Source organism: Saccharopolyspora thermophila (genome assembly GCF_014646075.1).
In the GTDB taxonomy this organism is placed as follows: Bacteria; Actinomycetota; Actinomycetes; order Mycobacteriales; family Pseudonocardiaceae; genus Saccharopolyspora; species Saccharopolyspora thermophila.
The window spans coordinates 26,584-52,443 of record NZ_BMMT01000006.1 but is presented as its reverse complement, the minus strand read 5'-3'; the positions used below and the strand labels follow the sequence as shown (position 1 = coordinate 52,443).

The 25,860-nt window shown below is 71.5% G+C and carries 23 protein-coding genes and 1 pseudogene; 10 read left to right on the top strand and 14 right to left on the bottom strand.

All coding sequences use genetic code 11. The features are described from left to right. Nucleotides 1-236 precede the first annotated feature (236 nt). Nucleotides 237-581 (bottom strand): hypothetical protein, encoded by a 345-nt coding sequence (locus IEY17_RS10635; RefSeq protein WP_188987176.1) that lies wholly within the window; start codon nt 579-581, stop codon nt 237-239. A 28-nt stretch (nt 582-609) separates the two neighbouring features. On the opposite strand from IEY17_RS10635, the gene IEY17_RS10630 reads away from it, so the two are divergent. Continuing rightward, nucleotides 610-792 (top strand): hypothetical protein, encoded by a 183-nt coding sequence (locus IEY17_RS10630; RefSeq protein WP_188987175.1) that lies wholly within the window; start codon nt 610-612, stop codon nt 790-792. Between the two features lie 223 nt (nt 793-1,015). On the opposite strand, the gene IEY17_RS10625 is transcribed toward IEY17_RS10630, so the two are convergent. From IEY17_RS10625 to manD, 5 genes and pseudogenes are all read right to left on the bottom strand, one after another. Then, nucleotides 1,016-2,038, bottom strand: coding sequence for an L-idonate 5-dehydrogenase (locus IEY17_RS10625; RefSeq protein WP_188987174.1), 1,023 nt, complete (start codon nt 2,036-2,038; stop codon nt 1,016-1,018). Continuing rightward, entirely contained in the window at nt 2,035-3,411 is a 1,377-nt protein-coding gene (locus IEY17_RS10620; protein ID WP_188987173.1) for an MFS transporter, read from the bottom strand. Before IEY17_RS10620 ends, IEY17_RS10625 begins: the two co-directional genes overlap by 4 nt. After that, a complete protein-coding gene (locus tag IEY17_RS25780; protein WP_268240322.1) occupies nt 3,356-3,826 on the bottom strand; it encodes a mannitol dehydrogenase family protein in 471 nt (156 codons plus the stop codon). The genes IEY17_RS10620 and IEY17_RS25780 overlap by 56 nt, the downstream gene beginning before the upstream one ends. A gap of 37 nt (nt 3,827-3,863) precedes the next feature. After that, nucleotides 3,864-4,937, bottom strand: coding sequence for a mannitol dehydrogenase family protein (locus IEY17_RS25775; protein ID WP_268240321.1), 1,074 nt, complete (start codon nt 4,935-4,937; stop codon nt 3,864-3,866). Between the two features lie 13 nt (nt 4,938-4,950). Further along, a pseudogene (manD, locus tag IEY17_RS10610) lies at nt 4,951-6,162 on the bottom strand (D-mannonate dehydratase ManD). A gap of 127 nt (nt 6,163-6,289) precedes the next feature. On the opposite strand from manD, the gene IEY17_RS10605 reads away from it, so the two are divergent. Continuing rightward, on the top strand, nt 6,290-7,000 hold the full coding sequence (locus IEY17_RS10605) for a GntR family transcriptional regulator (RefSeq protein WP_188987172.1): 711 nt from the start codon (nt 6,290-6,292) through the stop codon (nt 6,998-7,000). Nucleotides 7,001-7,123: 123 nt separating this feature from the next. Here IEY17_RS10605 and IEY17_RS10600 read toward each other — a convergent pair whose 3' ends face one another. The 4 genes from IEY17_RS10600 to IEY17_RS10585 form a co-directional block, all read right to left on the bottom strand. Continuing rightward, nucleotides 7,124-8,320 (bottom strand): NAD(P)/FAD-dependent oxidoreductase, encoded by a 1,197-nt coding sequence (locus IEY17_RS10600; RefSeq protein WP_188987171.1) that lies wholly within the window; start codon nt 8,318-8,320, stop codon nt 7,124-7,126. Continuing rightward, complete coding sequence (locus IEY17_RS10595) at nt 8,317-8,517, bottom strand: ferredoxin (RefSeq protein WP_188987170.1); 201 nt, start codon at nt 8,515-8,517, stop codon at nt 8,317-8,319. Before IEY17_RS10595 ends, IEY17_RS10600 begins: the two co-directional genes overlap by 4 nt. Before the next feature lie 358 nt (nt 8,518-8,875). Beyond that, entirely contained in the window at nt 8,876-9,637 is a 762-nt protein-coding gene (locus tag IEY17_RS10590) for an SDR family NAD(P)-dependent oxidoreductase (protein WP_188987169.1), read from the bottom strand. Between the two features lie 213 nt (nt 9,638-9,850). Then, nucleotides 9,851-10,294, bottom strand: coding sequence for an SRPBCC family protein (locus IEY17_RS10585; protein WP_188987168.1), 444 nt, complete (start codon nt 10,292-10,294; stop codon nt 9,851-9,853). Between the two features lie 341 nt (nt 10,295-10,635). On the opposite strand from IEY17_RS10585, the gene IEY17_RS10580 reads away from it, so the two are divergent. Next, entirely contained in the window at nt 10,636-11,505 is an 870-nt protein-coding gene (locus IEY17_RS10580) for a glycerophosphodiester phosphodiesterase (RefSeq protein WP_188987167.1), read from the top strand. An 87-nt stretch (nt 11,506-11,592) separates the two neighbouring features. After that, nucleotides 11,593-12,444 (top strand): LysR family transcriptional regulator, encoded by an 852-nt coding sequence (locus IEY17_RS10575; RefSeq protein WP_188987166.1) that lies wholly within the window; start codon nt 11,593-11,595, stop codon nt 12,442-12,444. Between the two features lie 84 nt (nt 12,445-12,528). Here the strand turns inward: IEY17_RS10575 and IEY17_RS10570 are convergent, their stop codons facing one another. Then, complete coding sequence (locus IEY17_RS10570) at nt 12,529-13,827, bottom strand: MFS transporter (RefSeq protein ID WP_188987165.1); 1,299 nt, start codon at nt 13,825-13,827, stop codon at nt 12,529-12,531. 341 nt (nt 13,828-14,168) lie between these two features. On the opposite strand from IEY17_RS10570, the gene IEY17_RS10565 reads away from it, so the two are divergent. The 3 genes from IEY17_RS10565 (at nt 14,169) to IEY17_RS10555 (ending at nt 19,194) form a co-directional block, all read left to right on the top strand. Continuing rightward, complete coding sequence (locus IEY17_RS10565) at nt 14,169-14,909, top strand: NPP1 family protein (RefSeq protein ID WP_188987324.1); 741 nt, start codon at nt 14,169-14,171, stop codon at nt 14,907-14,909. 130 nt (nt 14,910-15,039) lie between these two features. Next, nucleotides 15,040-16,083, top strand: a complete 1,044-nt coding sequence (locus tag IEY17_RS10560) for an alcohol dehydrogenase catalytic domain-containing protein (protein WP_188987164.1) — start codon at nt 15,040-15,042, stop codon at nt 16,081-16,083. A 357-nt stretch (nt 16,084-16,440) separates the two neighbouring features. Beyond that, a complete protein-coding gene (locus IEY17_RS10555; RefSeq protein ID WP_188987163.1) occupies nt 16,441-19,194 on the top strand; it encodes a sensor domain-containing protein in 2,754 nt (917 codons plus the stop codon). A gap of 130 nt (nt 19,195-19,324) precedes the next feature. On the opposite strand, the gene IEY17_RS10550 is transcribed toward IEY17_RS10555, so the two are convergent. Further along, nucleotides 19,325-20,761: an amino acid permease gene (locus IEY17_RS10550; protein WP_188987162.1), complete on the bottom strand. Its 1,437-nt coding sequence runs from the start codon at nt 20,759-20,761 to the stop codon at nt 19,325-19,327. Beyond that, nucleotides 20,758-21,447 (bottom strand): FadR/GntR family transcriptional regulator, encoded by a 690-nt coding sequence (locus tag IEY17_RS10545; protein ID WP_188987323.1) that lies wholly within the window; start codon nt 21,445-21,447, stop codon nt 20,758-20,760. The genes IEY17_RS10550 and IEY17_RS10545 overlap by 4 nt, the downstream gene beginning before the upstream one ends. Before the next feature lie 585 nt (nt 21,448-22,032). Here IEY17_RS10545 and IEY17_RS10540 point away from each other — a divergent pair. Further along, entirely contained in the window at nt 22,033-23,127 is a 1,095-nt protein-coding gene (locus tag IEY17_RS10540; RefSeq protein WP_188987161.1) for a hypothetical protein, read from the top strand. A 198-nt stretch (nt 23,128-23,325) separates the two neighbouring features. Next, on the top strand, nt 23,326-23,823 hold the full coding sequence (locus IEY17_RS10535) for a TspO/MBR family protein (protein ID WP_188987160.1): 498 nt from the start codon (nt 23,326-23,328) through the stop codon (nt 23,821-23,823). Between the two features lie 101 nt (nt 23,824-23,924). On the opposite strand, the gene IEY17_RS10530 is transcribed toward IEY17_RS10535, so the two are convergent. Next, nucleotides 23,925-24,485: a hypothetical protein gene (locus IEY17_RS10530; RefSeq protein ID WP_188987159.1), complete on the bottom strand. Its 561-nt coding sequence runs from the start codon at nt 24,483-24,485 to the stop codon at nt 23,925-23,927. Between the two features lie 322 nt (nt 24,486-24,807). On the opposite strand from IEY17_RS10530, the gene IEY17_RS10525 reads away from it, so the two are divergent. Then, the gene (locus IEY17_RS10525; protein ID WP_188987158.1) at nt 24,808-25,563 is read left to right on the top strand and encodes a dienelactone hydrolase family protein; all 756 of its coding nucleotides are present in this window, start codon (nt 24,808-24,810) and stop codon (nt 25,561-25,563) included. Nucleotides 25,564-25,860: the final 297 nt, after the last annotated feature.

Here is a 25,860-nt window from a genome sequence, read left to right as displayed (position 1 = left end):
CCCCAGAGACCACCCCCGACACCAACTTTCGGAAAACCCCACCCAACACGCGAGGGCGTGTCGGTCTCCAGGTTTCGGCAAACCTGGGGGCTCGTTGTGGCGCGTGTGGGTGTGTGGGTTCAAGACTTCCGGGGGTTTGCCGCCTCGGCGTGCGTATCTCGGGACGTCATCGGGTGTCCATAGTGGTCGCGGCAGCCCGGTCTCGTGGGGACTGGTTCGTGGGTGCGGTGCCGCGGTCAGGATTCGGCAGCCAGTGCGAGCGCGGACTCGACGGTGTCGTCCAGGAAGGCGAGGGTGTCGCGGCGGCGGGCCAGCGGGTTGCGGTAGCTCCGGCGGCCCTCGGTGCCGCCGGTGCGCAGGTGCAGGCTCTCGGCGATGCGCCCGGCGGCGCTGGTGGGGCGATCGCGTGAGCAGCGCCGACACCGTGCTGACCGACTCCGGCCCGCTGCTGCCGCGCCGCTGAGCCCGCCGGCATCACCGCTGGTGGAAGCGTCAACCGCCCCCCGGTTGCGCGGGTTCGGGCGCGACGGGCCACACTGGGAAGGGCCGCGGCGGAACGCCGCGCGCCCGCTCGCGTTCAAGGATCAAGTCTCATTCGGGGAGACGACTGTGTCCAACGAGATCGACTTCGACGCGCACGAGACCATGCCCGCGCCGGTGGTGGGCGGGCGGGCCTGCCGGGTTCCGGTCGACGCGCTGGCGCCGCGCGGCCCGTGGGGCATGCGCCGGCCGAAGCGGGTCGTCGCCTCGACCGGTGTCGTGTCCGCCGACGTGGTGGTCGAGCCGGTCTGAGAGCTGTCTGCGGAACCCGTTCTGCGTATCCGCGGCGTCGGGCCTCCCCAGTCGATGTCCGAGAACCCGACCGGTGGTCACCCCGCGGGATGAGCGGCCACGCGCCGTGAAGATCGACAGCCCTCGGCGTCCACAGAGGACGCCAGATGAACGCGCCGGTCACCTCCGGGCGGACGCGCGTGCGGAACTCCGCGGGCGAGTTCCGCCCACCTGTTCGCCGCGGTCAGCCGCCGAGGCGCAGCAGCACCTTGCCGCTGCCGGCCCCGGGATCGGCGGCGACCCGCATCGCCTGCTCCGCCTCGTCGATGCCGAAGGTGTGCGTGATCAGCGGCCCCACGTCCAAACCTTCGGCGAGCGCCGCGATGGCGTCGTCGATCTCCTCCGCGAACCGGTAGGACCCGATCCAGGTCAGTTCCCTGGTGACCAGGTCGCCGAGCGCAGCCGGCGCGTCGGTCCCGGGGAGGTTACCGACCTGGACGACGGTGCCGCCCTTGGCGGTCGCGCGCAGCACCGACCCCAGCGCCCGCGTCACCCCGGACGCCTCGAACGAGATGTCGGCGTCCGCGGGCAGCAGCTCATCCGATCCCACGTTGACGGTGCGGTCGGCGCCCATGGCGCGCGCCACGTCCAGCGAAGCCGCGCGGACGTCCGCGGCGATCACCGCACCGGCCCCGGCGAACTTCGCCGCGGCCACCACCAGCGACCCGATCGCGCCGCACCCGTTGACCAGCACGGTGCGCCCGCGCACGTCCCCCGCCCGACGCACCGCGTGCAGGGCGACCGCGAGCGGTTCGGCGACCGCCCCGTGCCGGGTGCTCACCCCACCGGGCAGCGGCCGGACCTGGTCGACCGGGACCGCCTTCAGCTCGCAGAACCCGCCGTCGGTGTGCGGATCGGACGCCGCCGAGCCGAAATAGCGCACCTCCGGATGCAGGTTGCTGCGCCCGGCGAGGTGCTCCGGCAGCGGACCGACCAGCTTGGCCGGATGGAACGTCACCGGCTGGCCCGGCTCCAGACCCGTCACCCCGGCACCGAGCTCGCGGATCCGCCCGGCGACCTCGTGGCCCAGCACCATGGGGTGACGCAGCACCGCGGTCCCGGTCGACCCGTGCTTCCAGTACGACAGGTCGGATCCGCAGATCCCGCCCCACTCCATGGCGACCAGCACCTCGCCCGGGGCGGGCCGGGGATCCGGGCGCTGCTCGACTCGCAGGTCTCCCGCTCCGTGCACGACGACTGCCTTCATGCAGCATCCTCCAGTCGGACCAGATCCCGGCCGCGGACCTCCGGGGAGACCACCGCGGACACCAGGGTGATGAGCGAGTAGACCACGAGCATCGCGGCGATCGGCCACCAGTGACCGGTGAGCTCGGTGAACGTCGCGGCCAGCACCGGGCCGGTCGCCGTCGCGAGGATCCCGCCGAGCTCCTTGGCCAGGCCGAGCTGAGTGAACCGGGTGCGCGCGCCGAACAGCTCGGCCATCGTCACGCTTTCCAGCGAGAACAGCGCCAGCACGCCGATGTTGAGCCCGACCACCATCGCCAGGGTCAGCGCGACGACGCTGCCGCTGGCGATCAGCGCCATCATCGGGAATGCCAGGACGGCCGTGGCCGCGGTCAGCGCGAGGTAGATCGGGCGGCGGCCGAAGCGGTCGCCGAGCATGCCCACCAGCGGCACGGTGGCGAACCCCAGTAGCGAGCCGTACATGATCGCGTTGGTGCCCACGGCGCGGTCCATCAGCAGGAACGTCGCGATGTAGCCCAGCAGGAAGGTCTGCACCAGCCCGGAGTTCCCGGCCTGCCCGAACCGCAGGCCCAGAGCCACCAGGAACGCCCGGCCCTTGCGCTGGTGCAGCGCGGCTTCCAGCCCCTCGCCCGCGTCGGCCTTGGCGCGCAGCTCCTCGCGGGACAGCGCCACCCCGCCGGCCACGTCCGCGCGCTGCTCGAAGACGGGGCTCTCCCTGAGGTTCCGGCGCAGCCACACCGCGAAGACCATCAGCGCGAAGCTGAGCAGGAACGGCAGCCGCCAGCCCCACGACAGCAGCTGCTCCTCGGACAGCACCGCGAGCAGCACCGCCCACAGCGCGGACGCCGCCAGGGTTCCGGAGTTCGTGCCGAGGCTCACCAGCGAGGCGATCAGGCCGCGACGGCGCACCGGCGCGTACTCGGCGAGCATGGTGGTGGCCCCGGCGAGCTCGGCGCCCGCACCGAAGCCCTGCACCAGCCGCAGCGCGACGAGCAGCACTGGCGCGAGGATGCCGATCTGCTGATAGGTCGGCAGCACGCCGATCAGCGTGGTGGAGCCGCCCATCAGGGCGATGGTGAGAAACAGGACCTTCTTGCGGCCGACGCGGTCGCCCATCCGCCCGAAGTAGATGGCGCCCACCAGGCGAGCCACGTAGCCGACGCCGTAGGTGCCCATCGCGGCGATCAACCCGATGGCGGGGCTGACGTTGGGGAAGAAGATCTCGTTGAAGACGATCGCCGCCGCCAGCGAGTACAGCTGGAAGTCCATGAACTCCATGGCGGTGCCCAGCCACCCCGAGACGGCGGCTCTGGCGAGGTCACCGGTCGTTCTGTTGGCGACCCCCGGTGCGGTGGTCGACCCGTTGCGCGTCATCGCGTGCTCCTTTGCACCCGCAGCAGCGGACTGGTGTGGTCCCGTCGGGGACCGGGTTCTCAAGGTCGATCCGGCCTGCTTCGACCGCGGGGAGCCGGTCGGCCACCGCGGTCAGCAGCTGCTCGTCGTCGGCGAGGTCGGCGGCGCCCACCGCGCGCAGCAGCGCGGCGACCACGGCCCGCGGTCCGCCGGGTGTCGCCCAGCAGTCGGCGAGGCGCGCGGAAGCCGGGTCGGTGGTGCCGAACCACTGCCCACCGCCGGTGGCCGGTCGCGTCGCGTTGATCCACCCGGCGAGCGCGAGTTCCAGCATCGGCGCGGTGCTGCCCGCGCTCCGGAGTTCCCGCAGCGGGCCCAGCCACCGCTCCGGGATCTTCAGCGAACCGTCGGAGCCGATCTGCCGGAGCAGGTGGTGCATCGCGGGGTTGCTGAAGCGTTCGACGAGGTCGCCGAGGTTAGGACTGATGGTCCAGGCCCGCGCCGGGCAGCGTGGTCGCCACCTCGCTGCCGAAGCGGCGGACCAGGCGCTCGCCCCAGCCGGTGGCGAGCACGTCGGCGACCGTCCGGCAGCCCGCGGCCAGGCCGAGGTAGGCGAGGGCCGAGTGCGCGCCGTTGAGCAGCCGCAGCTTCATCAGCTGGTAGGGCGCCACGTCGGGGACGAACAACGCGCCGTCGAGCTCCCAGCGGGGACGTGGTGCGGCGAACGCGTCTTCGAGCACCCACTGCCGGTACGGCTCGCCGAACACGGCCATCTCGTCGCGAAGGCCGAGCGCGGCGCGGGCGGCATCGCGTTCCTGCCGCGTGACGGCCGGAACGATGCGGTCCACGACCGTGGCGGGGAAGGTGACGCTGCCGGCCATCCAGTCCAGCACCGCCGCCCGGTCCGGCCACGCCGAGGCGGCGACGAACCCGGTCACCGCGGCGGCGAGCGCCGCACCGTTGCCGGTCATGTTGTCGCAGCACACCACCGAGATCGGTGCGGCCGAGGCGCGGTGGCGGGCCACCAGGCAGGCGGCGAGCCGACCGATCACGGTGCCCAACGGCGCGCCGTCGACGGCGGTCGCGGCCAGGTCCGCGGCGATGCCGGGCGCGTCGAGGTCCAACGCGCCGGTGTCGGGGCGGCGACAGTACGCCTTCTCCGTGATGGTCATCGTCACCACCGAAACCTCCTCGCCGGCGAGGAGTTCGGTGAGGTGTGCGGCGTCCGGGCCCATGCGGAGGGCGTCGGCGAACGCGCCCACCACGCGGGTGCGCTGCGCACCGGGCTCCCGGTCGGTCACCGAGTACAGGAGGTCCTGCTCGCGCAGCGCCGTCACGGGGCCCTCGGACCGCGGTGCGACCGCGACGATCCCCCAGGGCTCGCCGGTGGCCGCCGCGGCGGTCTCGGTGTAGACGGCCTGGTGCGCCCGATGGAACGCGCCGAGTCCGAAGTGGACGACCCTGGGGCGGAGCTCGCCCGGGTCCACCCGGGGGCGCGCGTCAGCCGGCAGTCGGGCCGCGGTGGTGCGGTCCAGGCGTGGTGCGGTCACGGGTCGCTCCAGATCACCAGTCGTGGACGGAACCGTCGAGGCGGCGGGCGACGGGCAGGTAACGGGCCTCGTACGGGAAGCGGGACGCCGCCTGCTCGTCGAACTCCACGCCCAGCCCCGGTTGCTCGCCCACGTGCAGCATCCCGTCCCGGTACCGCACGCCGCTGCGGAAGACCTCGCCGGTGACCTCCGCGTGCGCCATGTACTCCTGGATGCCGAAGTTGGGCACCGCCGTGTCGACGTGCACGGCCGCGGCCAGGGTCACCGGCGAGAGGTCGGTGGCTCCGTGTGACCCGGTCCGCACCTGGTGCAGCGCCGCGAGGTCGAAGATCCGTCGCAGGTGCGTGATTCCCCCGGCGTGCACCACGGTGCAGCGCACGTAGTCGATGAGCTGCTCAGTGATCAGGCGCTGCACGTCCCAGATGGAGCTCAACGCCTCGCCGACCGCGATCGGGGTGGTGGTGTGCTGCCGGATCAGCCGGAACGACTCCTGGTCCTCGGCCGGGGTCGGGTCCTCCATCCAGAACAGCCGGCATTCCTCGACCTCCTTGCCGAAGCGCGCGGCCTCGATCGGGGTGAGCCGGTGGTGCACGTCGTGCAGCAGGTGGAAGTCGAAGCCGAACCGCTCGCGGACGGCCCGCAGGTACTTCGGTGCGTGGTCCAGGTACGCCTCGGTGGACCACACCTGTTCGTCGGGCAGCGCGGTGGCGGCGGGCTCGTAGGCACCGGTGCCCTTACGCACCCCGTAGGTGCCGCCGATGCCCGGCACGGCGGCCTGTGCCCGGATCGCCGACTAACCGAGGTCGCGCAGCCGGGCCACGTCGTCGAGCAGCGCGGGCACGTCGGTGCCGCTGGCGTGCGCGTACACCAGGACGCCGTCCCGGGACCGGCCGCCGAGCAGCTGGTAGAGGGGGAGGCCGGCGACCTTGCCCTTGATGTCCCACAGTGCCGTGTCCACGGCCGCGATGGCCGTCATGGTGACCGGGCCGCGCCGCCAGTACGCGCCCCGGTACAGGTACTGCCACATGTCCTCGATCCGCGCCGGGTCGCGGCCCACCAGCAGCGGCGCCACGTGGTCGCGCAGGTAGCCGGCGACGGCGAGCTCGCGGCCGTTGAGCGTGGCGTCGCCGAGGCCGGTGACCCCGTCGGACGTGGTGATCCGCAGGGTGACGAAGTTGCGGCCCGGCGAGCAGACGAAGACCTCGGCGCGCTCGATCACGCTCACGAACTCCAGCTCCTTCGCTTCCGCTCGACGCCGCGTGGCGGCGTTGGCAGGTGCCGATCACTGCCGTACAGGACTGGTATACAAGCACTTGTAGGCAATCGAGGTCAAGGCTGGCTAAGATGCGGTCATGCCCGACAGCAGCAAGCGCACCAACCGGCGCGCCGTGTACGAGACGCTCCGCCACAAGGTGGTCACGCTGGAGTACCCGCCGGGTGCGCCGCTGTCGGAGAACGAGCTCGCGGCGTCGCTGGGAGTGTCCCGGACGCCGGTGCGCGAGGGCCTGATCCTGCTGTCGCAGGAGGGTTTCGTGCAGATCTTCCCGAAGATCGGGTCGTTCGTGTCCCGGGTGGACCCGCGCAAGGTCGCCGACGCCCAGTTCCTCCGGGAGGCGGTGGAGCTGGCCTCACTGGAGGACGTCGGACCGGCCCCCGACCCGGAGGTCGTGGCGGAGCTGCGGGACAACCTGGCTCAACAGCGGCAGGCGGCGGGCGATTTGGCCGACTTCTTCCGCCTGGACGAGGCGTTCCACCAGGGCCTGCTGCGCCTGGGCGGACACGAGAGCGCCTGGCCGACGGTGGTGGCGGCGAAGGGCCACCTGGACCGGGCCCGCCGCCTCGGCCTGCAGGACGCCACCCCGCCGCAGGTCTTCATCGACCAGCACGAAGCGGTCCTCGACAGCCTCGTCTCGGGCGACGTGGCACAGGCCCGTCGCCTCCTGCGAGCTCACCTGCGAGCGGTCTTCGATGACATCGAGCAGATTCGCGAGCGCTCCCCGGAACTGTTCGCCTCGAACTCCGGCTCGGTACCGGTCCGCCGCAGCATCGCCGTCTGGCAGTGACCCGGCACGCCGCAGGGCGATGCGCGGGGTGACGCCACCCGAGTTCACACGCCCGCCTTGGGGTTCCGCCCGCGTTGGGATTCCCCACTCTGGGCAAATGTGCAATCCCCGGTTCTATCGCGCTCAGGGCTTCGCTCCTCCCGGCACCGGTTCGGGGCCTGCGGTGCCGATGTGCTGGCGGTGCAGCCGGGCCTGCTTGGCCATGTTCCACCCGAGGACGGCGGTGACCCGACCGCCTTCGCGGCACAGCGCGACGAACCGGCGCTGCGCCGGATCGCCATCCACGACGGTCACGTCCGCGGCCGCGGTGACCCGGCCGTGCACCTGGATCCGGGCGTCGAACTGGTCGGTCCAGAAGTAGGGGACCGGCGCGTAGGGCCGGTCCTCGCCAAGGATGGTGGCCGCGACGGCGAACGCCTGCTCGGTGGCGTTGGTGCGGTTCTCCAGACGCAGCGCGGTGCCCAGGCCCTCGTGGTGCCAGCGCGCGACGTCGCCGACGGCGTAGATGCCGTCCGCTGCCCGGCAGCGCGAGTCGCACACCACCCCGTCCGCCACGGTGAGCCCGCTGCCCGCCAGCCAGCCGGTCGCCGGGGCCGCGCCGACGGCCACCACGACCACGTCCGCGGGCACCACGCGGCCGTCGGCCAGCCGCACACCGGTGACCCGCCCGGCCTGCCCGACCAGACCGCTGACGCCGACGCCGAGCCGCAGCCGCACCCCGTTGTCGGCGTGGAGCTCGGCGAGCGCCCCGGCGACCAGCGGGCCGAGCTGGGCGGCCATCGGCGCGGCCTGCGGGCCGACCAGGGTGACCTGCGCGCCGAGGCCCCGTGCGGTGGCGGCGATCTCCGCGCCGAGCACGCCATCGCCGACGACCACCACCGCGTCGGCCGCGAGCAGGTCCTCGCGCAGCGCCAGCGCGTCGTCGAGGGTCCGCAGCACGTGCACCCCGGCCAGGTCCTCCTGCCCGGGCAGGGTGCGGGGCTGCAGACCGGTGGCGATCACCACCGCATCGGCGCGCAGCACCCGGCCGGACGCGGTGGTGACCTCGCGGGTCGCGGCGTCGAGCGACACCGCGGCGTCGCCGAGGACGAAATGCGCATCCAAAGAGGACAGTGCGGTATCGGGTCGCAGCCGCGCCCGCTCCGCCTCCCACCTGCCGGACAGGATCTGCTTGGACAGCGGCGGCCGGTCGTACGGCGCGTGGACCTCCGCGCCGAGCAGGGTCAGCGTGCCCCGGAAACCCCCGCGCCGCAGGGCTTCGGCCGTGGTCAGCCCGGCGGCGGACGCGCCCACGACGAGAACGCTCGAGGGCGCGCTCACGCTTCCTCGCTCACCGTGATGGCGGCCGCCGGGCACACCGCGGCCGCATCGCGAACGGCGGCGTGGACCTGCACGGGCGGCTCGGCGTCGAGCAGGACCACCACGCCGTCGTCATCGCGCTGGTCGAACACCGCCGGGGCCACGAGCACGCACTGGCCCGATCCGCAGCACCTGTCCTCGTCCACGCTCACGTGCATGTCGGTTCGTCCTCCACTTGCCCTGGGTTGCGACGAGGGGCGAGTCCGGGCGTTGGGAAGCGGTGGGCCACGGTTCCCCCTCGGGTTCAACTGGAAGGAGATCTTCCGATTAGTTCCCCACGGTACCCAACGGTGCCGACCGCCGTCCATGCGCCGGTCAACGGGCGGCTCGGGCAGCGGACGTCGCGGCGGACGCCGGGTCGGCCGTCCTGGCCAGCCGGCGCCCGCCTGCACCGCATCGTCTTCCCGGTCCTCGGCGCCAACCGCGGGCTCCCCGGGTGTCCACAGTGGTCGCAGGTGGCGGTCGGTGGTACCGGTGGTTGTCCGCCAGTTCCGCGATCCGTGCGACGCCGCCCGGTCAGCCCACCGCCGCCCCGCCGTCCACCGGGAGCACGAGCCCGGTGGTGAAGCCCGCTTCCGGCCGGGCGAGCTGCACGATCCAGAAGGCGACCTCCTCGGGGGTGCCGAGGCGGCGCAGCGGCACGTGCTCGGTCAGGGCGCGCCGCACGGCTTCGATCCGCTCGATGTCCAGGCCCTGGTCCTGGGCGATCGGGGTGGCGATCGGCCCCGGTGCCACGGCCACCACCCGCACCCCGCGCGGGGCGAGTTCCACCGCCCAGGTGCGGGTCAGTGACTCCAGCGCCGTCTTCATCGCGGCGTAGAACGCGGTAGCGGGCACCGGCCAACCGCGCTGCCCGGTCGACGTGCTGACGTTGACGACGACGCCACCGGTCTCGGCCAGGTGGTCGGTGGCGGCCTGGGTGAGCAGCACCGGGGCGAGCAGGTTCACCGCGAACATCTCCTCGGCGGCGGCCCGCTCGACCTGCCCGAGCGGCGCCTGCCGCGCCACCGCCGCGTTGTTGACCAGCACGTCGACCCGGCCGAAGAGCTCCACCGCGGTGCCCACCACGGTGTCGGCGGTCCCGGGGGCCGAGATGTCGGCCACCAGCGTCCGGATCCGCGGTGCGCCGGCGGCGGTCTCGGCGAGCCGGGCCTCGGTGCGCCCGACCACCAGCACGTCCGCCCCCTGCTCGGCGAAGGCCCGCGCGGTGACCCGGCCGATGCCGGTGCCACCGCCGGTGACGATCACTGCCCTGCCCTGGAACTGCGTGTCTGCCATGCCCCGAACCTAAACCCCGACGAGTTGTGCGGAGGCTGGTTTCGTCGTCGCCGATCGCGCGGGTGGGCCAGCCGACGTTCCGCGGGGTGATGGACGAGGTCGAGGCCGCGAAGGTCAGTGACCGCGTGGCGTTCGGCTCGGCGGTGCCCAGCGCCCAGTGGTGGCCGATGCCGGAGGGCGGGCCCGGCCGCCGGTGCGGCCGGGCGGGGACCGCTACTGCTCCTCCACGACGTCGGCGAGCTTGTTCAGCACGTCACCGTAGATGCGCTTCAGCCCGGCGGGTGCGAAGATCCGCTCGAAGAAACCGCCGATCCCGGACGCGCCCTGCCACGTGGTCTCGACCCGGACCACGCTGCCACCGGCGTCCTCGCGCACCGTCCAGGTCGTCACCATGCTGGAGTTGCGGTCGGTCTCCACCAGGGTCCCAGGGTCCGGCTGGGTCACCTCGGCCGCAACGTCGCGGACGCGCTTCGACGTCGCCTGCAGCTTCCACCGCGCCACGGTCCCCGCCCCAACGCCGCCTTCGAGCACCTGGTACTCGCGGAAGCGTTCGGTCAGGATCTTGGGCCTGCTTTCGGCGTAGTCGGCCACGAACTCCCGCACGGCGTCGACCGGCGCGGAGACGGTGCGCTCGGCGACCACGGTCAGTTTGCTCATCGCACTTCCTCGGTGTTCTGCGGGAAACCCGCCTCGGCTCGGACGGGCGGAAAGCCCCACCCGCCGCAGCTCCACGTTCCGCGCCCGATCGGCTGATCGGGCAGACGCCAGCACGATAGCTTCCACCCCCGGCCGACCCGATCAGGTGAGTCCAGCCCCACGAGGGCGGGCGACCGCAGTGGTCATCGACTCGTCGAATCCGGCTCGAACCGACGCCGGGGGCAATGTCGCAAGGATTCACGTCCGCGACACCACCCGGTCCGCTCGTGATCAGGTCCGGGACACCGGAGCTGAGCAGCCTCGTTCCGTCATTTCCGGACAAAGCTGCCGAGGGGACACCCATGCTGAACCGGGTCGCCGTTGCCGCCGCAACGGCGTTGCTGGCTTCGGCCGCCGCCGCACCGGCGGTCCACGCCGGGACCATCGCGCCCGCCGAGGTCGCCACCATCGCGCACCGCGGGGCCTCCGCGTACGCTCCGGAGAACACCCTGGCCGCGGTGCGGTGGGGCGTGGAGATGAAGGCGGACCTCGTCGAGGTCGACGTGCAGCAGACCAAGGACGGCCAGTTGGTCGTCGTGCACGACACCACGCTGGCGCGCACCACCGACGTGGCGCAGAAGTTCCCGGACCGTGCGCCGTGGCGGATCGCGGACTTCACCCTCGTCGAGATCCGTACGCTCGACGCCGGTTCCTGGTTCGACCCGCGCTTCGCGGGTGAGCCGGTCCCGACCCTGGCCGAGGTGCTGGACGTGCTGGAACGCAGCCGCTCCGGCCTGCTGCTGGAGGCCAAGGAGCCCGCGCGGTACCCGGGTGTGGCCGAGCGCATCGCCGACGAGCTGGCGCGGTGGCCCTGGTGGGTGCAGCCCGACCCGGCGGAACGGCGCCTGGTGGTGCAGAGCTTCGACTGGGCGTTCATCCGCCACCTCCACGGCCTGCTGCCGCAGGTGCGGGTGGGTGTGCTCGGCGCGCCGACCCTGGACCAGCTCGCCGAGGTGGCCACCTACTCGAACCAGGTCAACCCGCACTTCTCCGCAACCACCGCGGAGTACGTCGCCGCCGTACACCGGCACGGCATGCGGACCAACCCGTACACTGTCGACGACCCGGCCACGATGCGGACGTTGCTCGACCGGGGCGTCGACGGCATCATCACCAACCGGCCGGACGTGCTCCACGCGGAGATCCACAGCACCGTGTCCCAACCAGCCTGACAGAGCCAACGTCTTCGGCGTGGCGCAGGCATGAGTCCCGTGCAGCGATCGTGTTCGATCATGGTTTCGCGGTCGTACGCTGACCCCATGGATGTGGAGTTGCGGCAGCTGCGGTGCCTCGTGGCGATCGTCGACGCGGGCACGTTCACCGACGCCGCCATCGACCTCGGCGTGTCCCAGGCCGCGGTCTCCCGCACCCTGGCCTCGTTGGAGGCGTCGCTGGGTGTGCGCCTACTGCGCCGCACCAGCCGCGAGGTCGCGCCCACGGCCGTGGGCGCGCAGGTCGTGCGCCGGGCGCGTCGCCTGCTGGCGGAGGCCGAGGACCTCGTCCGGGAGGCAACGACCGGCCACACCCGGCTGCGCCTGGGCTATGCCTGGTCGGCGGTGGGGCGGCACACGGCGACGTTCCAGCGCCGCTGGGCGGACCTGCATCCCGACGTGGAACTCCGCCTGGTGCGGACGAACTCCGCCACCGGCGGCCTTGCCGAGGGCGCCTGCGACCTCGCGGTGGTGCGCACGCCGGTGGACGAGCGGCGCTTCGCCAGCGCGGTGGTGGGCCTGGAGCGCAGGTTCTGCGCGATGGCGGCGGACGATCCGTGGGCCCGCCGCCGATTCGTCCGCCTGGGTGACATCAGCGAACGCACCCTGCTCATCGACCGCCGCAGCGGCACGACGACAACGGATTTGTGGCCCCCGGAAAGCCGCCCGGAGGTCGAGCACATTCAGGAGATCGACGACTGGCTGACGCTCATCGAAGCAGGCCGCGGAATCGGCATCACGACCGAGAGCACGGTCCACCAGTACCCTCGAAAAGGAGTGGTCTTCCGCCCCCTCCGCGACGTGGACCCGGTCCCGGTCCGTGTGATCTGGTGGCGAGAAGACCACCACCCCGCGACCCCCGACGTGGTCACCCTCCTGACAGACCTGTACCGCTCCTGACCGGATGGTTGCCGAACACGTAGGGCACCGGCCCGCGCGGTGACCGCACATGGTGCCCAGCGGTCAAAAACCCCGCCGAGGTGATCAGGCCGGGCGCTCGGGGGCCCGCACCGGCAGCAACGCGAGCAGCCCGATGAGCAGGATCAGGACGATGCCGCCCATGCCCGCGCGCTGGGTGCCGAACAGGGCGATACCGCCGCTGAACGCCAGCGGTCCGAGAAAGCTCACCGCGCGCCCGGTGGTGGCGTAGAGCCCGAACACCTCGCTCTCCCGGCCCGGGGTCGCGATGCGCGCCAGGAACGTGCGGCTGGCCGACTGGGTCGGGCCCAGGAAGACCGCCAGGACCAGCCCGCCCATCCAGAACGCGGCCTTGCCCGGCAGCACCAGCAGCGCCCCGCCGACCAGCACCAGGCCGAGCAGGGCGGTGACGATCACCGCCTTGGACCCGAACCGGTCGTCGGCCCGACCGCCGAGAAACGCCCCGACCCCGGCGGTGAGGTTCGCGGTGATCGCGAAGACCACCACCTCGGTGGCGCTGAAGCCGAAGGTGCCCGCGGCGATGACCCCGCCGAAGGTGAAGATCGCGGCCAGGCCGTCGCGGTAGATGGCGCTGGCGACCAGGAAACCCAGCGTGCGCCGCTCGTCCCGCCACATCCGGGCCAGCCGTCGGCCGAGCAGCACGTAGCTGCCGACCACGCTGGTCCGTTGCGGCTCCCCGGCGGAGGGCACCTCGGGGACGAAGAAGAACAGCGGCAGCGCGAACACCCCGAACCACACCGCGGCGAACAGCGCGACGACCCGGATGTTCAACCCGTCCTCCGCGGTGACCCCGAACAGGCCCACCTGGGGTTGGACGAACGCGACGAGCACGATGACCAGCGCGATGAGCCCGCCGAAGTAGCCCATGCCCCAACCGAAGCCGGACACCCGCCCGATCGTCGCCGGGGTGGACACCTGCAGCAGCATCGCGTTGTAGTTCACCGTCGCGAACTCGGAGAACACGCTGCCGACGGCCACCAGCACCAGACCCAGCAGCAGGTACGACGGGTCGTCCCGGACGAAGAACAACCCGGCCGTGCTGGCCACGACCAGCGTGGTGTGCACCGCCAGCCACCGCTTCCGCCGCCCACCAGCGTCGCTGCGCTGACCGGACACCGGCGCCACCAGCGCGATGCACACCCCGGCGACGGTGAGCGCGACGCCGAGGGCCTGCGACCCGGCCTCGGGGTCGCCCGCCACGGCGTCGGACAGGTACACCGTGAACACGAAGGTCAGGATCACGGTGTTGAACGCCGCCGAGCCCCAGTCCCACAGGGCCCAGCTGAACACCCCGCGCCCGTCCTGCCGGGTGGTGGTGGACGGCGCGCTCGCAGACACAGTCACGGCACGATCAGACCAGCTCACGGCGACGGCAGCCAGTCGAGCGCGCGGAACTCGCTGAGGCGCGCGACATCTGGTGGGGAACCGCTGGCGACCGATGCCCCGGTGTCGAACGCCCGTCCGGACCCGAGGTCACCCCGGGACCGGCCGCGGAACGGCGGGTGAACCCGCCCGGCGGGAATCCGCCAATCGCCTCGCACGGCCGGTCGCACCCCATACGATCACGGCGCTCAACCGCCGGAGATCAGGAGGTGCCGGTCGTGGAAAGCATTGCGAAGCAGGAGGAACGGCAGCCACCGGTGTCGCTCGCCCCGGTGCGGGGCCGGTTCCGGCGCGCCCGGCGGGTGGCCGCGGGGTTGGCCGGTGCCGCGGTGCTCGCCGTCGTGCAGCCCGTGCCGGCCTGGGCCGAACCGCCGAGGGCGCTGCCCGGCAACGCCCCGGAAGCCGACGCCAGGTGGCAACCGGCGTTCGACTACGACGGCGACGGCTGCTACCCGACACCGGCGATCGGCGCGGACGGCACCGTGGCCGAAGGTCTGGAGCCTTCCGGCGCCCTCAACGGCAACTGCCACGACGCGTCCGATCTGGACAACACCAACTCCTACTCCCGCGCCACGTGCGACCCGAGCGGCTGGTGCGCGTACCTCTACGACCTGTACTTCGAAAAGGACCAGGCGGTCGCCGGGGTCGACCCGTTCGGCCACCGGCACGACATCGAACACGTCGTCGTCTGGGTGCACGACGACCAGGCCCGGTACGTCTCGGCGTCCGCGCACGGTGAGTACCAGACGCGCCCGGCGTCCGAGGTCGTCTGGGAGGGCACCCACCCGAAGATCGTCTACCACAAGGACGGGGCGAGCACGCACGCGTTCCGCTTCGCCAACGCCGACGAGCAGCCGGAGAACCACCACGGCAGCTGGCAGTACCCTGACCTGGTCGGTTGGGACGGCTTCCCCGAGGGCATCCGGGACAGGCTGACCGCCGCCGACTTCGGCAAGGCCAGCCTGGCGATCAAGGACGGCGCCTTCGAGGACAACCTCGAGAAGGCCAAGCCGGACGGCATCCCGTTCGACCCCCGCGGTTAGCCGGTTGTGTCACGGTCGCAGCGGCGCCCGGACTGCGACAGCATGGCTGTAACGCTGCGGAGTCGGGCCGGGGCAGGATGCATGCTCGCGGCCGGTTCGCGCCGTTGCGCAGACGCAAGGGAGGTGCGCCATGAAGGCCGCCACCGTGGTCCCGGGCCGACCGGAGTTGTCGGCGGTCAGCGACCTGCCCGAGCCCGTCCCGCGGCCGGGCGAACTGCTCGTGCAGGGCCTGCTGGCCGGATTCTGCAGCGTTGATCGCGATGTCACCGAAGGCGCGCATGGCCCACCGCCACCGGGGCGCACCCGCATGGTGCTCTTCCACGAGTCCGTGGGCCGCGTGCTCCACGCCCCCGCGATCAGCGGTTTCCAGGAGGGCGACCACCTGGTCGGCGTCGTCCGGCGCCCGGACCCGCAGCCGTGCGAGGCGTGCACCGCAGGGCAGTGGGACTTCTGCCTCAACGGCCGGTACACCGAGCGCGGCATCAAGGAACTGGACGGATTCGGTGCCCAGCGGTGGACCGTCGAACCCCGGTTCGCGATCAAGGTCACCGCTGAGCTCGGTGACCTGGGCGTGCTGACCGAACCGGCGTCGGTGGTGGTCAAGGCGTGGGAGCAGGCCGACCAGATCGGTCGGCGAGCCTACTTCGCTCCGCGACACGCGTTGGTGACCAGCGCCGGACCGCTCGGCCTGCTCGCCGCCCTGCTCGGCGTGCAGCGCGGCCTGGACGTGCACGTCCTCGTCCCCGTCGTCGGCGGGACGAAACACGACCTGGTGCGCGCGCTGGGCGCCACCGGCCACTCCTCGTTGGATGACCTGGGCTGTCAACCGGACGTCGTGATCGAGACGACCGGATCCACGGCAGTCGTGTTCGAGGTGCTGCGGCACACCGCGCGCAACGCCATCACCGTGCTGCCCAGCACCACGGGCCACCCCCGCACCCGAGCCGTCCCGGTGGAGGCGATCGATGAGGCATGGGTGCGCGACAACGACGTCGTCGTGGGCAGCGTGAACGCCAACCTGCGCCACTACAACCAGGCCGTGCGGGCGCTGACCGCCGCGGACCGGACCTGGCTGGAATCCTTGATCAGTCACCGGATCCCGCTGGACGACTGGACCGACGTCTTCGCGACCAGGCCCGACGAGGTCAAGGTCGTTGTCGACCTCCAGAAGTGACCGAGCGTTCCCGACGGCCAGGACCGGCACGGCGGCAGGACGGCGGTCGAATGCGTGCAGGCACGGACGCCGGTGCTGTTCCTTTCGGAAATCTGGCACCACCGGTGACTCCAGCACCTGGGTTTCACGAATGCCCGCGCTTTCGGCGTAGAGTTCTTTCCACATCAGGGGGATGGTTTCGGCGAACATCGGGAACCGGATCGGTCAGATCCGGACGCATCGAGAATCTGCCCGACGTGCACGCCGGAACACGTCCAGAAACGACGGACACCGCCAGAGCCGTGGGCTCGCGGCAGCGGGTCCTGCGAACGAGCCGCGGCAGAGTTCCCCCACCCTTCCCGGCAGATCCGGAGTTTCATGACCGAGCGGTATGACGCTGATGGGGGCGCGGCGCGTGAACGCGAACTGCTGGATGCGGTGTGGTCGTTGACCGCGGCGGTCCCCTGGTCGTTCAGCTTCGCCCACGACCAGCTGACCTGGGCGGCCGGCCTGGATTCCCTGCTCGGCATGCGCGGGGCTCCCCGGCAGGATCTCCGCGCCCGCCTGATTGAGCTCATCGATCCGCTGACCGCGACCGCCCGCTCGGCCCCGGCCGGGGAGGTCGTCGAGCGAGAACAGCGATGCACGACTGCGAACGGGCAAGAGCGGTTGCTCCGTTCCCGGGCACGCATGACCGGAGACGCCCGCACCGGGCGTCTGCTCGGCATCACCACCGACGTCACCCGGAGTGACGAGGACCGGCGGGACATGGCAGACCTGGCCGCCCGTTACCGACTCCTCGTCGAGCGCAGTCCGGAAGCAATCTGGGTGCACCAGGACCGGGTCGTCGTCTACGCCAATTCCGCCACCGCGCGCATGCTCGCGGCCGAATCCAGCGCGCAGATCGTCGGTCGTCCGATCACCGATTTCATCGCCGAACACGCGATTCCCGGCATCGATGAACGGCTCGCGGCGCTGACGCCCGCGGATGCGACCGCGATTCCGGCGGAGATCGAGATGCGGCGCTTCGACGGAAGCACACTGCGGGTGGAATCGATGGCGGTTGGCACCAACTGGCAGGGCCGACCCGCATTCCAGGTCATCCAACGCGACATCGCAGCCCAGCGGTGGACCGAGGTCGGGCTGCACCACCAGGCCGCGCTGGTCCAGCACGTCAGCGACGCGATCATCGCGACCACCCGGGACGGCCTGGTGACCAGTTGGAACACGGCAGCCGCGGCCATCTACGGGCGGCCCGCCGAGCGGGCCCACGGCCAGCACATCAGTGCGGTGGTCGGCGCGCCGCTGGACCCCGCGGTGCTGCTGGCGGCTGGTGGCATCACCGAAGCGCGACACCGGCACTCCGACGGGTCCGCACTGGCCGTCCGCGTGTCCGTTGCCGAGATGCCGTCCGGCTTCGTCTTGGTGTGCGCCGACGAGACCCCGAGACGACGGGCCGAACAGGACTACGCGACCGTGGTGAACGCGCTGGACGAGGGCGTGATCGTGGCGGACGCGAAGGGGCTCGTCCTGTCGGCGAACCCCGCAGCGGTGCACATCCTGGGCACCACCGGAGCGGAGCTGGTCGGTTCCCCGCTCGCGGCCTGGCCGCTGTTCGACGAGACCGGGGCGCCGATTCCGCCCGACGCTCGTCCGTCAGCGCAGACCAGCTCCACCGGAGTCGCGCAGAACGCCCGGATGATCGGGTTCCGGCGAAGCGACGGACGCCGCGTGTGGCTCGCGATGGCCTCGCGATCACTCACGCCGGACAGCGATCCGCCGCACCCCATCGTCGTGTCGTTCACCGACATCACCGAATCCCGAGCCATCCGGGAGCGGTTGGAGCGGGAGGCCACGCACGATCCGCTGACCGGCCTGGCCAACCGCACCCTGGTCCTGCGCCACCTCGAGTCCGCGATGCGGTCCATGCACCGAACGCGCCCCACCGGGGTGCTGTTCATCGACCTGGACAAGTTCAAGGTCATCAACGACTCGCTGGGCCACAGCGTCGGCGACGAGGTGCTGCGCATCGTGGGGGAGCGGCTGCGGAAGCTGGTGCGGGAAGGTGACGTGGTCGGCCGGCTCGGCGGTGACGAGTTCGTCGTCATCACCCACGACGAGGACAAGCGCGCGAAAATCCGTTCGCTCGCCGAACAACTGCGTCGGTGCCTCATCGATCCCATCGGCGCGAACGGCAGGAGACTGCACGTGGACGCCAGCATCGGGATCGTGCTGGTGCGGCCCGGCGACCCCAGGACCGCTCCGGACGTGCTCCGTGACGCCGATGTGGCCATGTACCACGCCAAAACGCTCGGCCGCGGCCGAACGGCGTTCTTCGACGTGCAACTGCGCGAACGCATGCAGCGGCAGCTCCACCTGCAGCAGGACCTCCGGGCGGCGGCGCACAAGGACCAGCTCTGGATGGCCTACCAGCCCATCATCGACCTGGGCACCGGGCAGGTGGTGGCGGTGGAAGGCTTGCTGCGCTGGACCCACCCCCTGTACGGCACGGTGTCGCCGGGGGAGTTCATCCCGTTGGCCGAGGAGAGCGACCTCATCCACGAGATCGGCGCCCACATGCTCCGCATGGCCAGCTCGGAACTTGCCGCCCACCGCTCCCGGCACCAGCTCGACCTCCGGCTCAAGGTCAACCTCTCCGCGCGCCAACTCGAGGACCCCCACCTGTACACCGACGTGCACGCAGCGCTCGGTGAAGCCGGGCTTCCCGCCAGCGCCGTCTGCCTCGAGGTGACCGAAAGCGCCCTCATGCACGACCCGACAGCGGCCGCGCAGGTGCTCAGCGGTCTGCGCCGACTGGGTGTCAGGCTCGCGATCGACGACTTCGGGACCGGTTACTCCTCGCTCGCCCAGCTCCAACGACTGCCCCTGGACACCCTCAAGATCGACCGATCGTTCATCACCGGGATCGACGAGAATCCCGACGCCGAGGCCATCGTGAGCAGCATCATCGCCATGGCGCACGCGGTCAAGCTCACGGTCGTCGCGGAAGGCGTCGAAACCGCCCAGCAGCTCGAACTGATCCACCGCCTCGGCTGTGACCAGGCGCAAGGCTTTTACATCGGCAAACCGGCCCCCGCCGGGCAACTCGCCGCCAACTGCTGGACGCAGTAGGCGAGGGCACAGCCCTCCCGCCACCCCAACTCTGGGTGCGGCGAAGAGGTGACTACTGTGGACGGTAGACCGTCCCGCAGCACGTGCCCGAGCGGCGCGTGCTGCGGGACGCCCACCGGTGCCGGAGGCCTTACACCCCGGTCTTCTCGAACACCGCCGTGTTGATCTGCCTGCGCACCCGGAACCAGCCGATGACCAGGGCCAGGATGATCACCGGCAGACACAGCAGGGTGATGCGGCCCACCTCGTCGAAGGCCATCAGCACCACCACGGAGGCCAGGAACGCGAGGGTGACGATCTCGGTGTACGGGGAGAACGGCAGCCGGTAGCTGGGCCGGGTCACCTCGCCGCGCTTGGCCTTGCGGACGAACAACAGGTGGCAGAGCAGGATGATGGCCCAGGTGGCGAGGATGCCGATCGAGGCGAAGTTCAGCACGATCTCGAACGCCTCGGCGGGCACCAGGTAGTTCAGGCCGACGCCCATCACGCACACCGACGCGGTCAGCAGGATGCCGCCGTAGGGGACGCTGTTCTTGTTCATCGCGGCGGCGAACTTCGGCGCCGACCCGGCCATCGACATCGAGCGCAGGATGCGGCCGGTGGAGTACAGCCCGGAGTTCAGGCTGGACAACGCCGCGGTGAGCACCACCAGGTTCATCACGTCACCGGCGGCCGGGACGCCGATGTGGGACAGCACGGTGACGAACGGGCTCTCGTTCCTGGTGTAGGCAGTCCACGGCATCAGCATGGCCAGCAGCACCACGGAACCGACGTAGAACACCCCGATTCGCCACATGATCGAGTTGATCGCCTTGGGCATGATCTTCTGCGGGTTCTCCGTCTCGCCCGCGGCCACGCCGACCAGTTCGACCGAGGCGTAGGCGAACACCACGCCCTGCATGATCAGCACCAGGGGCAGCAGGCCGGCCGGGAAGACCCCGCCGTGGTCGATGATCAGCTGCGGACCGGGCAGGTTGCCGTCGATCGGGTGCTGGGTGACCAGCAGGTAGATCCCGATGGCCATGAACAGCACCAGGGCGGCGACCTTGATGATGGCGAACCAGAACTCCAGCTCGCCGAACAGCTTCACCGACACCATGTTCAGGGTCAGCACGACCGCCAGGGCGATCAGCGCCAGCACCCACTGCGGGATCGGGGTGAACGCGGACCAGAAGTGCGCGTAGAGAGCGATCGCGGTGATGTCGGCGATACCGGTGGTGGACCAGTTCAGGAAGTGCATCCAGCCGGCGGTGTAGGCGCCCTTCTCGCCCATGAACTCGCGGGCGTAGGAGACGAACGCGCCGGAGGAGGGGCGGTAGAGGATGAGTTCGCCGAGCGAGCGGACCACGAAGAACGCGAACAGGCCGCACACCGCGTAGGCGATGAACAGCGCCGGGCCGGCCTGCGCGAGCCGCCCGCCGGCGCCGAGGAACAGACCGGTGCCGATGGCGCCGCCGATGGCGATCATGTTGATGTGGCGCGCCTTGAGCGACTTCTGGTAGCCGGTGTCCCCGGCGTCGGAAGGCCCGTGCTGGTGCTCGGGGGCCTGCAGGGTCTGGTCGGTCATGGGTTCTCCGAGTCCCCGTTCTTCTCGGCAGCATCCGCTGCGTTGCGGAATCCGACGATGTTGGTCAGCGCGCTCTCGACGTGCGCCAGGTGTTCGGTCATCGCTTCGGTCGCGGCGTTCTCGTCACCGCTGCTGATCGCCTCGACGAGCACCCGGTGCTCGTGGTTCGAGGCGGGGCGGCGGTCGCCGAGCTGGTTGAGCAGCGCCGACTGGCGGGCGAGCGCGTCCCGGATCTCCTCGATGACCTTGCCGAAGACCGGGTTGCCCGACGCCTGGGCGATGGTGATGTGGAACAGCGAGTCCAGCGCCACCCAGGCGGTGTTGTCGGTCTCGCGGTCCATGCGTTCCAGCAGCTCGGTGAGCACGTCGAGGTGGTCCGAGGTGTGGCGGCGGGCAGCGTACCCCGCTGCCGGGACCTCCACGTGACGGCGCACCTCGAGCAGGTCCCGCGCCGAGTACGGGCCGAAGGTGGGGTTGTCGACCGGCTCGTTGGACACCACGAAGGTGCCCTTGCCGGTGCGCGACACCGTCAGCCCGAGGGCCTGCAGACCCCGCAGCGCCTCCCGCACGACCGAGCGGCTGACCTCGAACTCCTTGCTGAGGCTGGCTTCGGCGGGCAGCTTGTCGCCGATCGCGTACTCGCCCCGCTCGATGGCACCGCGCAGGTGGGCCAGTACGGCCTCCATCGCGCTGACGCGCCGGACGGCTCGTCCGGCTGTCCGGCTGTCAGACAGGTCCATGGCCCGAAAGAGTGAACGTCAGCTGCACACCGTGTCAAGACTTCGGAAATACCGAACGGTGTTACGTATCGGTGGTGAACGTCACAGCAACGAGGCTTGTGATCGTGCGCGTCGCCACGACGACCTGGTCGTGCGCCATGCCGACCGATCCGGTCGCGCTCCACGACGCTCCAGGTCGGGGCTGACCCGGCGCCGGTCCCGACGGCCACGTGGTCGTGGAGCCGGAAGCGGTCCAGGAGCACGCGATACCGGTGCCGCACCGGGCGCACCGAACGCAACAGGGCCTGGTTTTCGCCCGAGGCCGTCCAGCGCGGCGAAAGACCTTCGGGTGCGCGGAGTTCCGCCGGTGTCCGGATGGTGGGATCCGCTGGCGGGTGTCCCACGAAATGATCAACAAGGCCCTCGTCTCGTGTGAATTCGGCAGTTCCGGCATGAGCCGCCCACGGCGTGCGGCCATGCTCCGAGTCGAGCGGGCCAGTGCCCACTATTCCCCCCCGCGCCATCGGCGCGCAGCACTCAGGAGGTCGGAAGATGGCTTCCCAGCTCGACATTGGCGCACCGCAGGCCGACGCTGCGCGGAAGCGGCCCACGACCCGGGAACGCGGCGTGCACCTGGTGGGTTCGCTGCCCAGCAGCCTCGCGCCCGACCTGCCGACCGGCATGCGCTGGGTCCTCGCCCACGCCGGCGACGCCCGGCTGGTCGCCGTGCCGTGTGACGTCGACCCGTACTGGATCACCGGGTACGTGCAGTCCCGATCCCAGCATCCGGGATTCGTCGTCGTCAAGGCGGGCGAGTGCACCAGTTACACCGACATCCCCACCCACCGGGTGCGGCGCGGCCACCGGCTCACCATCGAGGACGTCGCCCTCGGCCGACCGCGGGAGGTCGCGGCGGCGTTCGCCGTGCGGCGGTTGCTGGAAGCCGAGTTCCCGAACCTGCCGCCGGTCCAGGTGAGTGTTCCGTCCCCTGTGGACCTTTCGCTGTTCACGTTCGGCCATCCCGGGCGGGCCCTGCGGCACTACTCGGTGTTCGAGCGGATGATCCGCGCGGAGGTGGCCGAGGTGGTGCACCGCCACGGCGCACGGGAGGTGACCTTCCAGCTGGAGTCCCCGGCTGCCCTCTACCTCGTGCACCGGGCACCGAGCGCGGTGCGGACCGCGGTGGCCCGGGCCGTGGCTCGCCAGCTCGCGCGGGTCATCTCCGCCACGTGTGGTGCGGTGCGGTGGACGGTGCACCTGTGCCACGGGGACCTCGGGCACACGGCACTGTTCCGCCCGCACGACTTCGGTCCTGCGGTGGTGCTGGTCAACGCCCTCGCCGAACAGGTGCGCGCGCTCGGACGTCCCGTGCCCGCGGTGCACATCCCGATGGCACACGGCGACCAGCCCCCGCCGGCGGACCCCGCCGCGTACGCTCCGCTGCGCCGCCTGACGCGCGGTGTCGACGTGATCGCCGGTTGCGTCGACGAGCGGCATCCGGACCGGTCGGCCAAGGCGCTGGTGCTCAGCGAACTCGCGCTCGGGCACCGCGTCCTCGCGGTCGGTGCGGCCTGCGGCTACGGGCGCCGCACCCCCGCGGAAGCCACCGCCAACGTCGAACTGGCCCGTGACCTCGCCCGCAGCTGACCGTCGGACCGATCACCGCGGAAGGGCGCTGTCCCGGCTGGTGGCCGACCAGCTGCGCCGCTGCGTGTCACCGCTGACCGACCGGCAACGCGAGTCGGTCGTGATGACCTGCTACCGCGGGTACACCGATAACCACGACTCCGGTCATGTCCGTGCCCGGCGTGCACGTCGTGATCGCAGGCTCCTCGGGGAGGTTCCATGACGAATGCGTGGCGTCTCGGGTGCACCAGGGGGCAGGCCATCACCGCCGCAGCGCTGTTCGCGGCGGCGGTGGCGGTCACCGCAGCCGTCGGATCGGTGGCGGCCGCGTCCTCCGCTGAGCAGTACGCACTGTTGCAGCGGCCGGGATGGGCGCCGCCCCCGTGGCTGTTCGGTCCCGTGTGGACGATCTTGTATGTGCTGATCGCGTTCGCGGGATGGCGGGCGTGGTGTGCTGGTCCGGGCACATCGCGGCGCACCAGCACGTCCTGGTACGCGCTGGGGCTCGTGCTGAACGCGCTGTGGACCCCGCTGTTCTTCGCCGCCGAGCTGTGGACGTTGGCGCTGCTGGAGATCATCCTGCTCGACGTGGTGGTCGCCGTGACAGCCGTGCTGTTCTGGCGTCGCGACCGGCTGGCCGGGGCGCTGCTGGTTCCCTACCTGGTGTGGACGATGTTCGCGACCGTGCTCAACGGGGCGATCGTCGCGCTGAACTGACCAGGCGGTCCGCGAGAGGCCCCTGCGGGCGGGCAGAACCGCGTAGCGGCCATCCACATGAGACTGCATCGCCATGTTCGGGCTCGAAGGGAGTTCGGCAGTTACGTGCTCCGTCGGGCTGTTCGGTGAGTGACGTGGTGCAGCGACTCGTCCTCGGCTTGTCCCCGATGCGGACCTGGCCGGCTGGCGGTTGCCGCCTGGTACTGCTCGTACCAGTAATCCATGAGGTCGCTCATCGTGCGTAGCGCCCGGCAGTAGACCTTCGCCGCCTCCCAGAACGATGGCGTGCTCGGGGGTGTTCGCGTCGGGCGGTGGTGAGGCTGGTGCTGCACCCGGGCCACCGCCGCCGACCCGGCACGCGCCTCCGCCGCCCGGCCGCGGGAGCGGATGCGGCCGTCCGGGTGACCCAGCCGCAACGCGAGGTCGGCGAGCGGCTGCCGGGGCCAGCCGCGCACGGCGTCGGAGGGCACCGCAGCCGGTGCGGACCCGGGCGGGTGGGTCAGGGATGACCACCCGCCGTCGATGGTCCTGATGAAGCGGCGGGCGGCGGGATCGGCGGGGTCGTCGTCTGGGTGCACCCGGACGGTGCCGGTCGGGTCGGTGGCGGGCTGGTCGGTGGCTTCGGTGGTGCTCGGCGTCTCCTTGCGGTCATCGGTGCTCATGCCAACGGCCTCCCGGGTCAGCTGCGGTGGGGCGTGCTTCGCCCGCTTCCAGGATGATCGATGCCGGGCGTACCGCCGAGCCGCTGATCGGATGGCTCCGACCGCGAGCACCGTCCTCGGTCGCGCGGCCCGTTGCGGATCCGGCCCGGCCCCCGCTGACGGCGCACCGGCACGGGCAGCCCCGGCGGCGCGGCACCCGGTTCCTCGCCGTCCGTCCGGTTTCCACTGTGGACGCTGGTGCGATGTCGCCGGGGCGGCCCCTGGCGGACGGGCGGCGTGAGTAGGCTGGGTTCGCGCGACCCCGAGTCGATGGGAGGCAGTGATGACCGCTGTGCGCGGCAGTTCCGTGGACGTCCCAACCCAGGACGGCACCGCCGACGCCTACCTGGCGCACCCCGACGACGGGCAGTCCCACCCCGGCGTCCTGCTCTACATGGACGCCTTCGGGCTGCGGCCGCATCTGGCGAAGATGGCCGACCGCCTCGCGGAGGCCGGTTACACCGTGCTGGTGCCCAACGTCTTCTACCGGCACGGGCGGGCTCCGGTGGTCGATCTGCCCGAGTTCATCGACCCCGGCAGCCGACCGGAGATCTTCGTGAAGCTCGGGCCGATCATGCGGTCGCTGACGCCGGAGCTGGCGATGCGCGACGCCGGCGCCTACCTGCGCTGGCTGGCCGACAGCCCGCTGGCGACCGACGGGCCCGTCGGTATCACCGGCTACTGCATGGGCGCCGCCCTGGCGCTGCGCACCGCGGGCACCTATCCGGAGCGGGTTGCCGCCGCGGCCGGGTTCCACGGCGGGAACCTCGCCACCGAGGCCCCCGACAGCCCGCATCTGGTCGCCGACCACGTCACCGCCGAGCTGTACTTCGGCCACGCCGACCAGGACCACGCCCTGCCGCCCGAGCAGATCGACCGCCTCGAGGAGGCCCTCACCCGCGCCGGTGTCCGCCACCGCTGCGAGGTCTATCCGGGCGCGCGCCACGGCTACACCCAGGCGGACACCGCCGCCTACAACGCCGAAGCCGCGGAACGGCACTGGACGGTGCTGCTGGAGCTGTTCGGCCGCGCACTCTGAGCCGCCCCGCCCGCACGGGCCGGACCAGCGGAGGGGACACTGCGGACGCCGACGCACGCGGCGACGGTGCTCGCGTTATTCCCGGTGGTTGTCACCTTCCTGCAGGACCGCTTCGTCGACAAGGAACCACGCACCTGCTGACCGCAGGCGTCCCCAACCGTCCGCAGTGGACAGTCATCCACGGGGTGAGCTCCGTCAACGTACCGGATCCACCAGCCGCGACGCATGTGCATCGTCGTTCGTAGGCCGGGGTGGCGTGCCGTGCGCTGCGGGCACAGCAGTAGCTCCCGTCCTTGG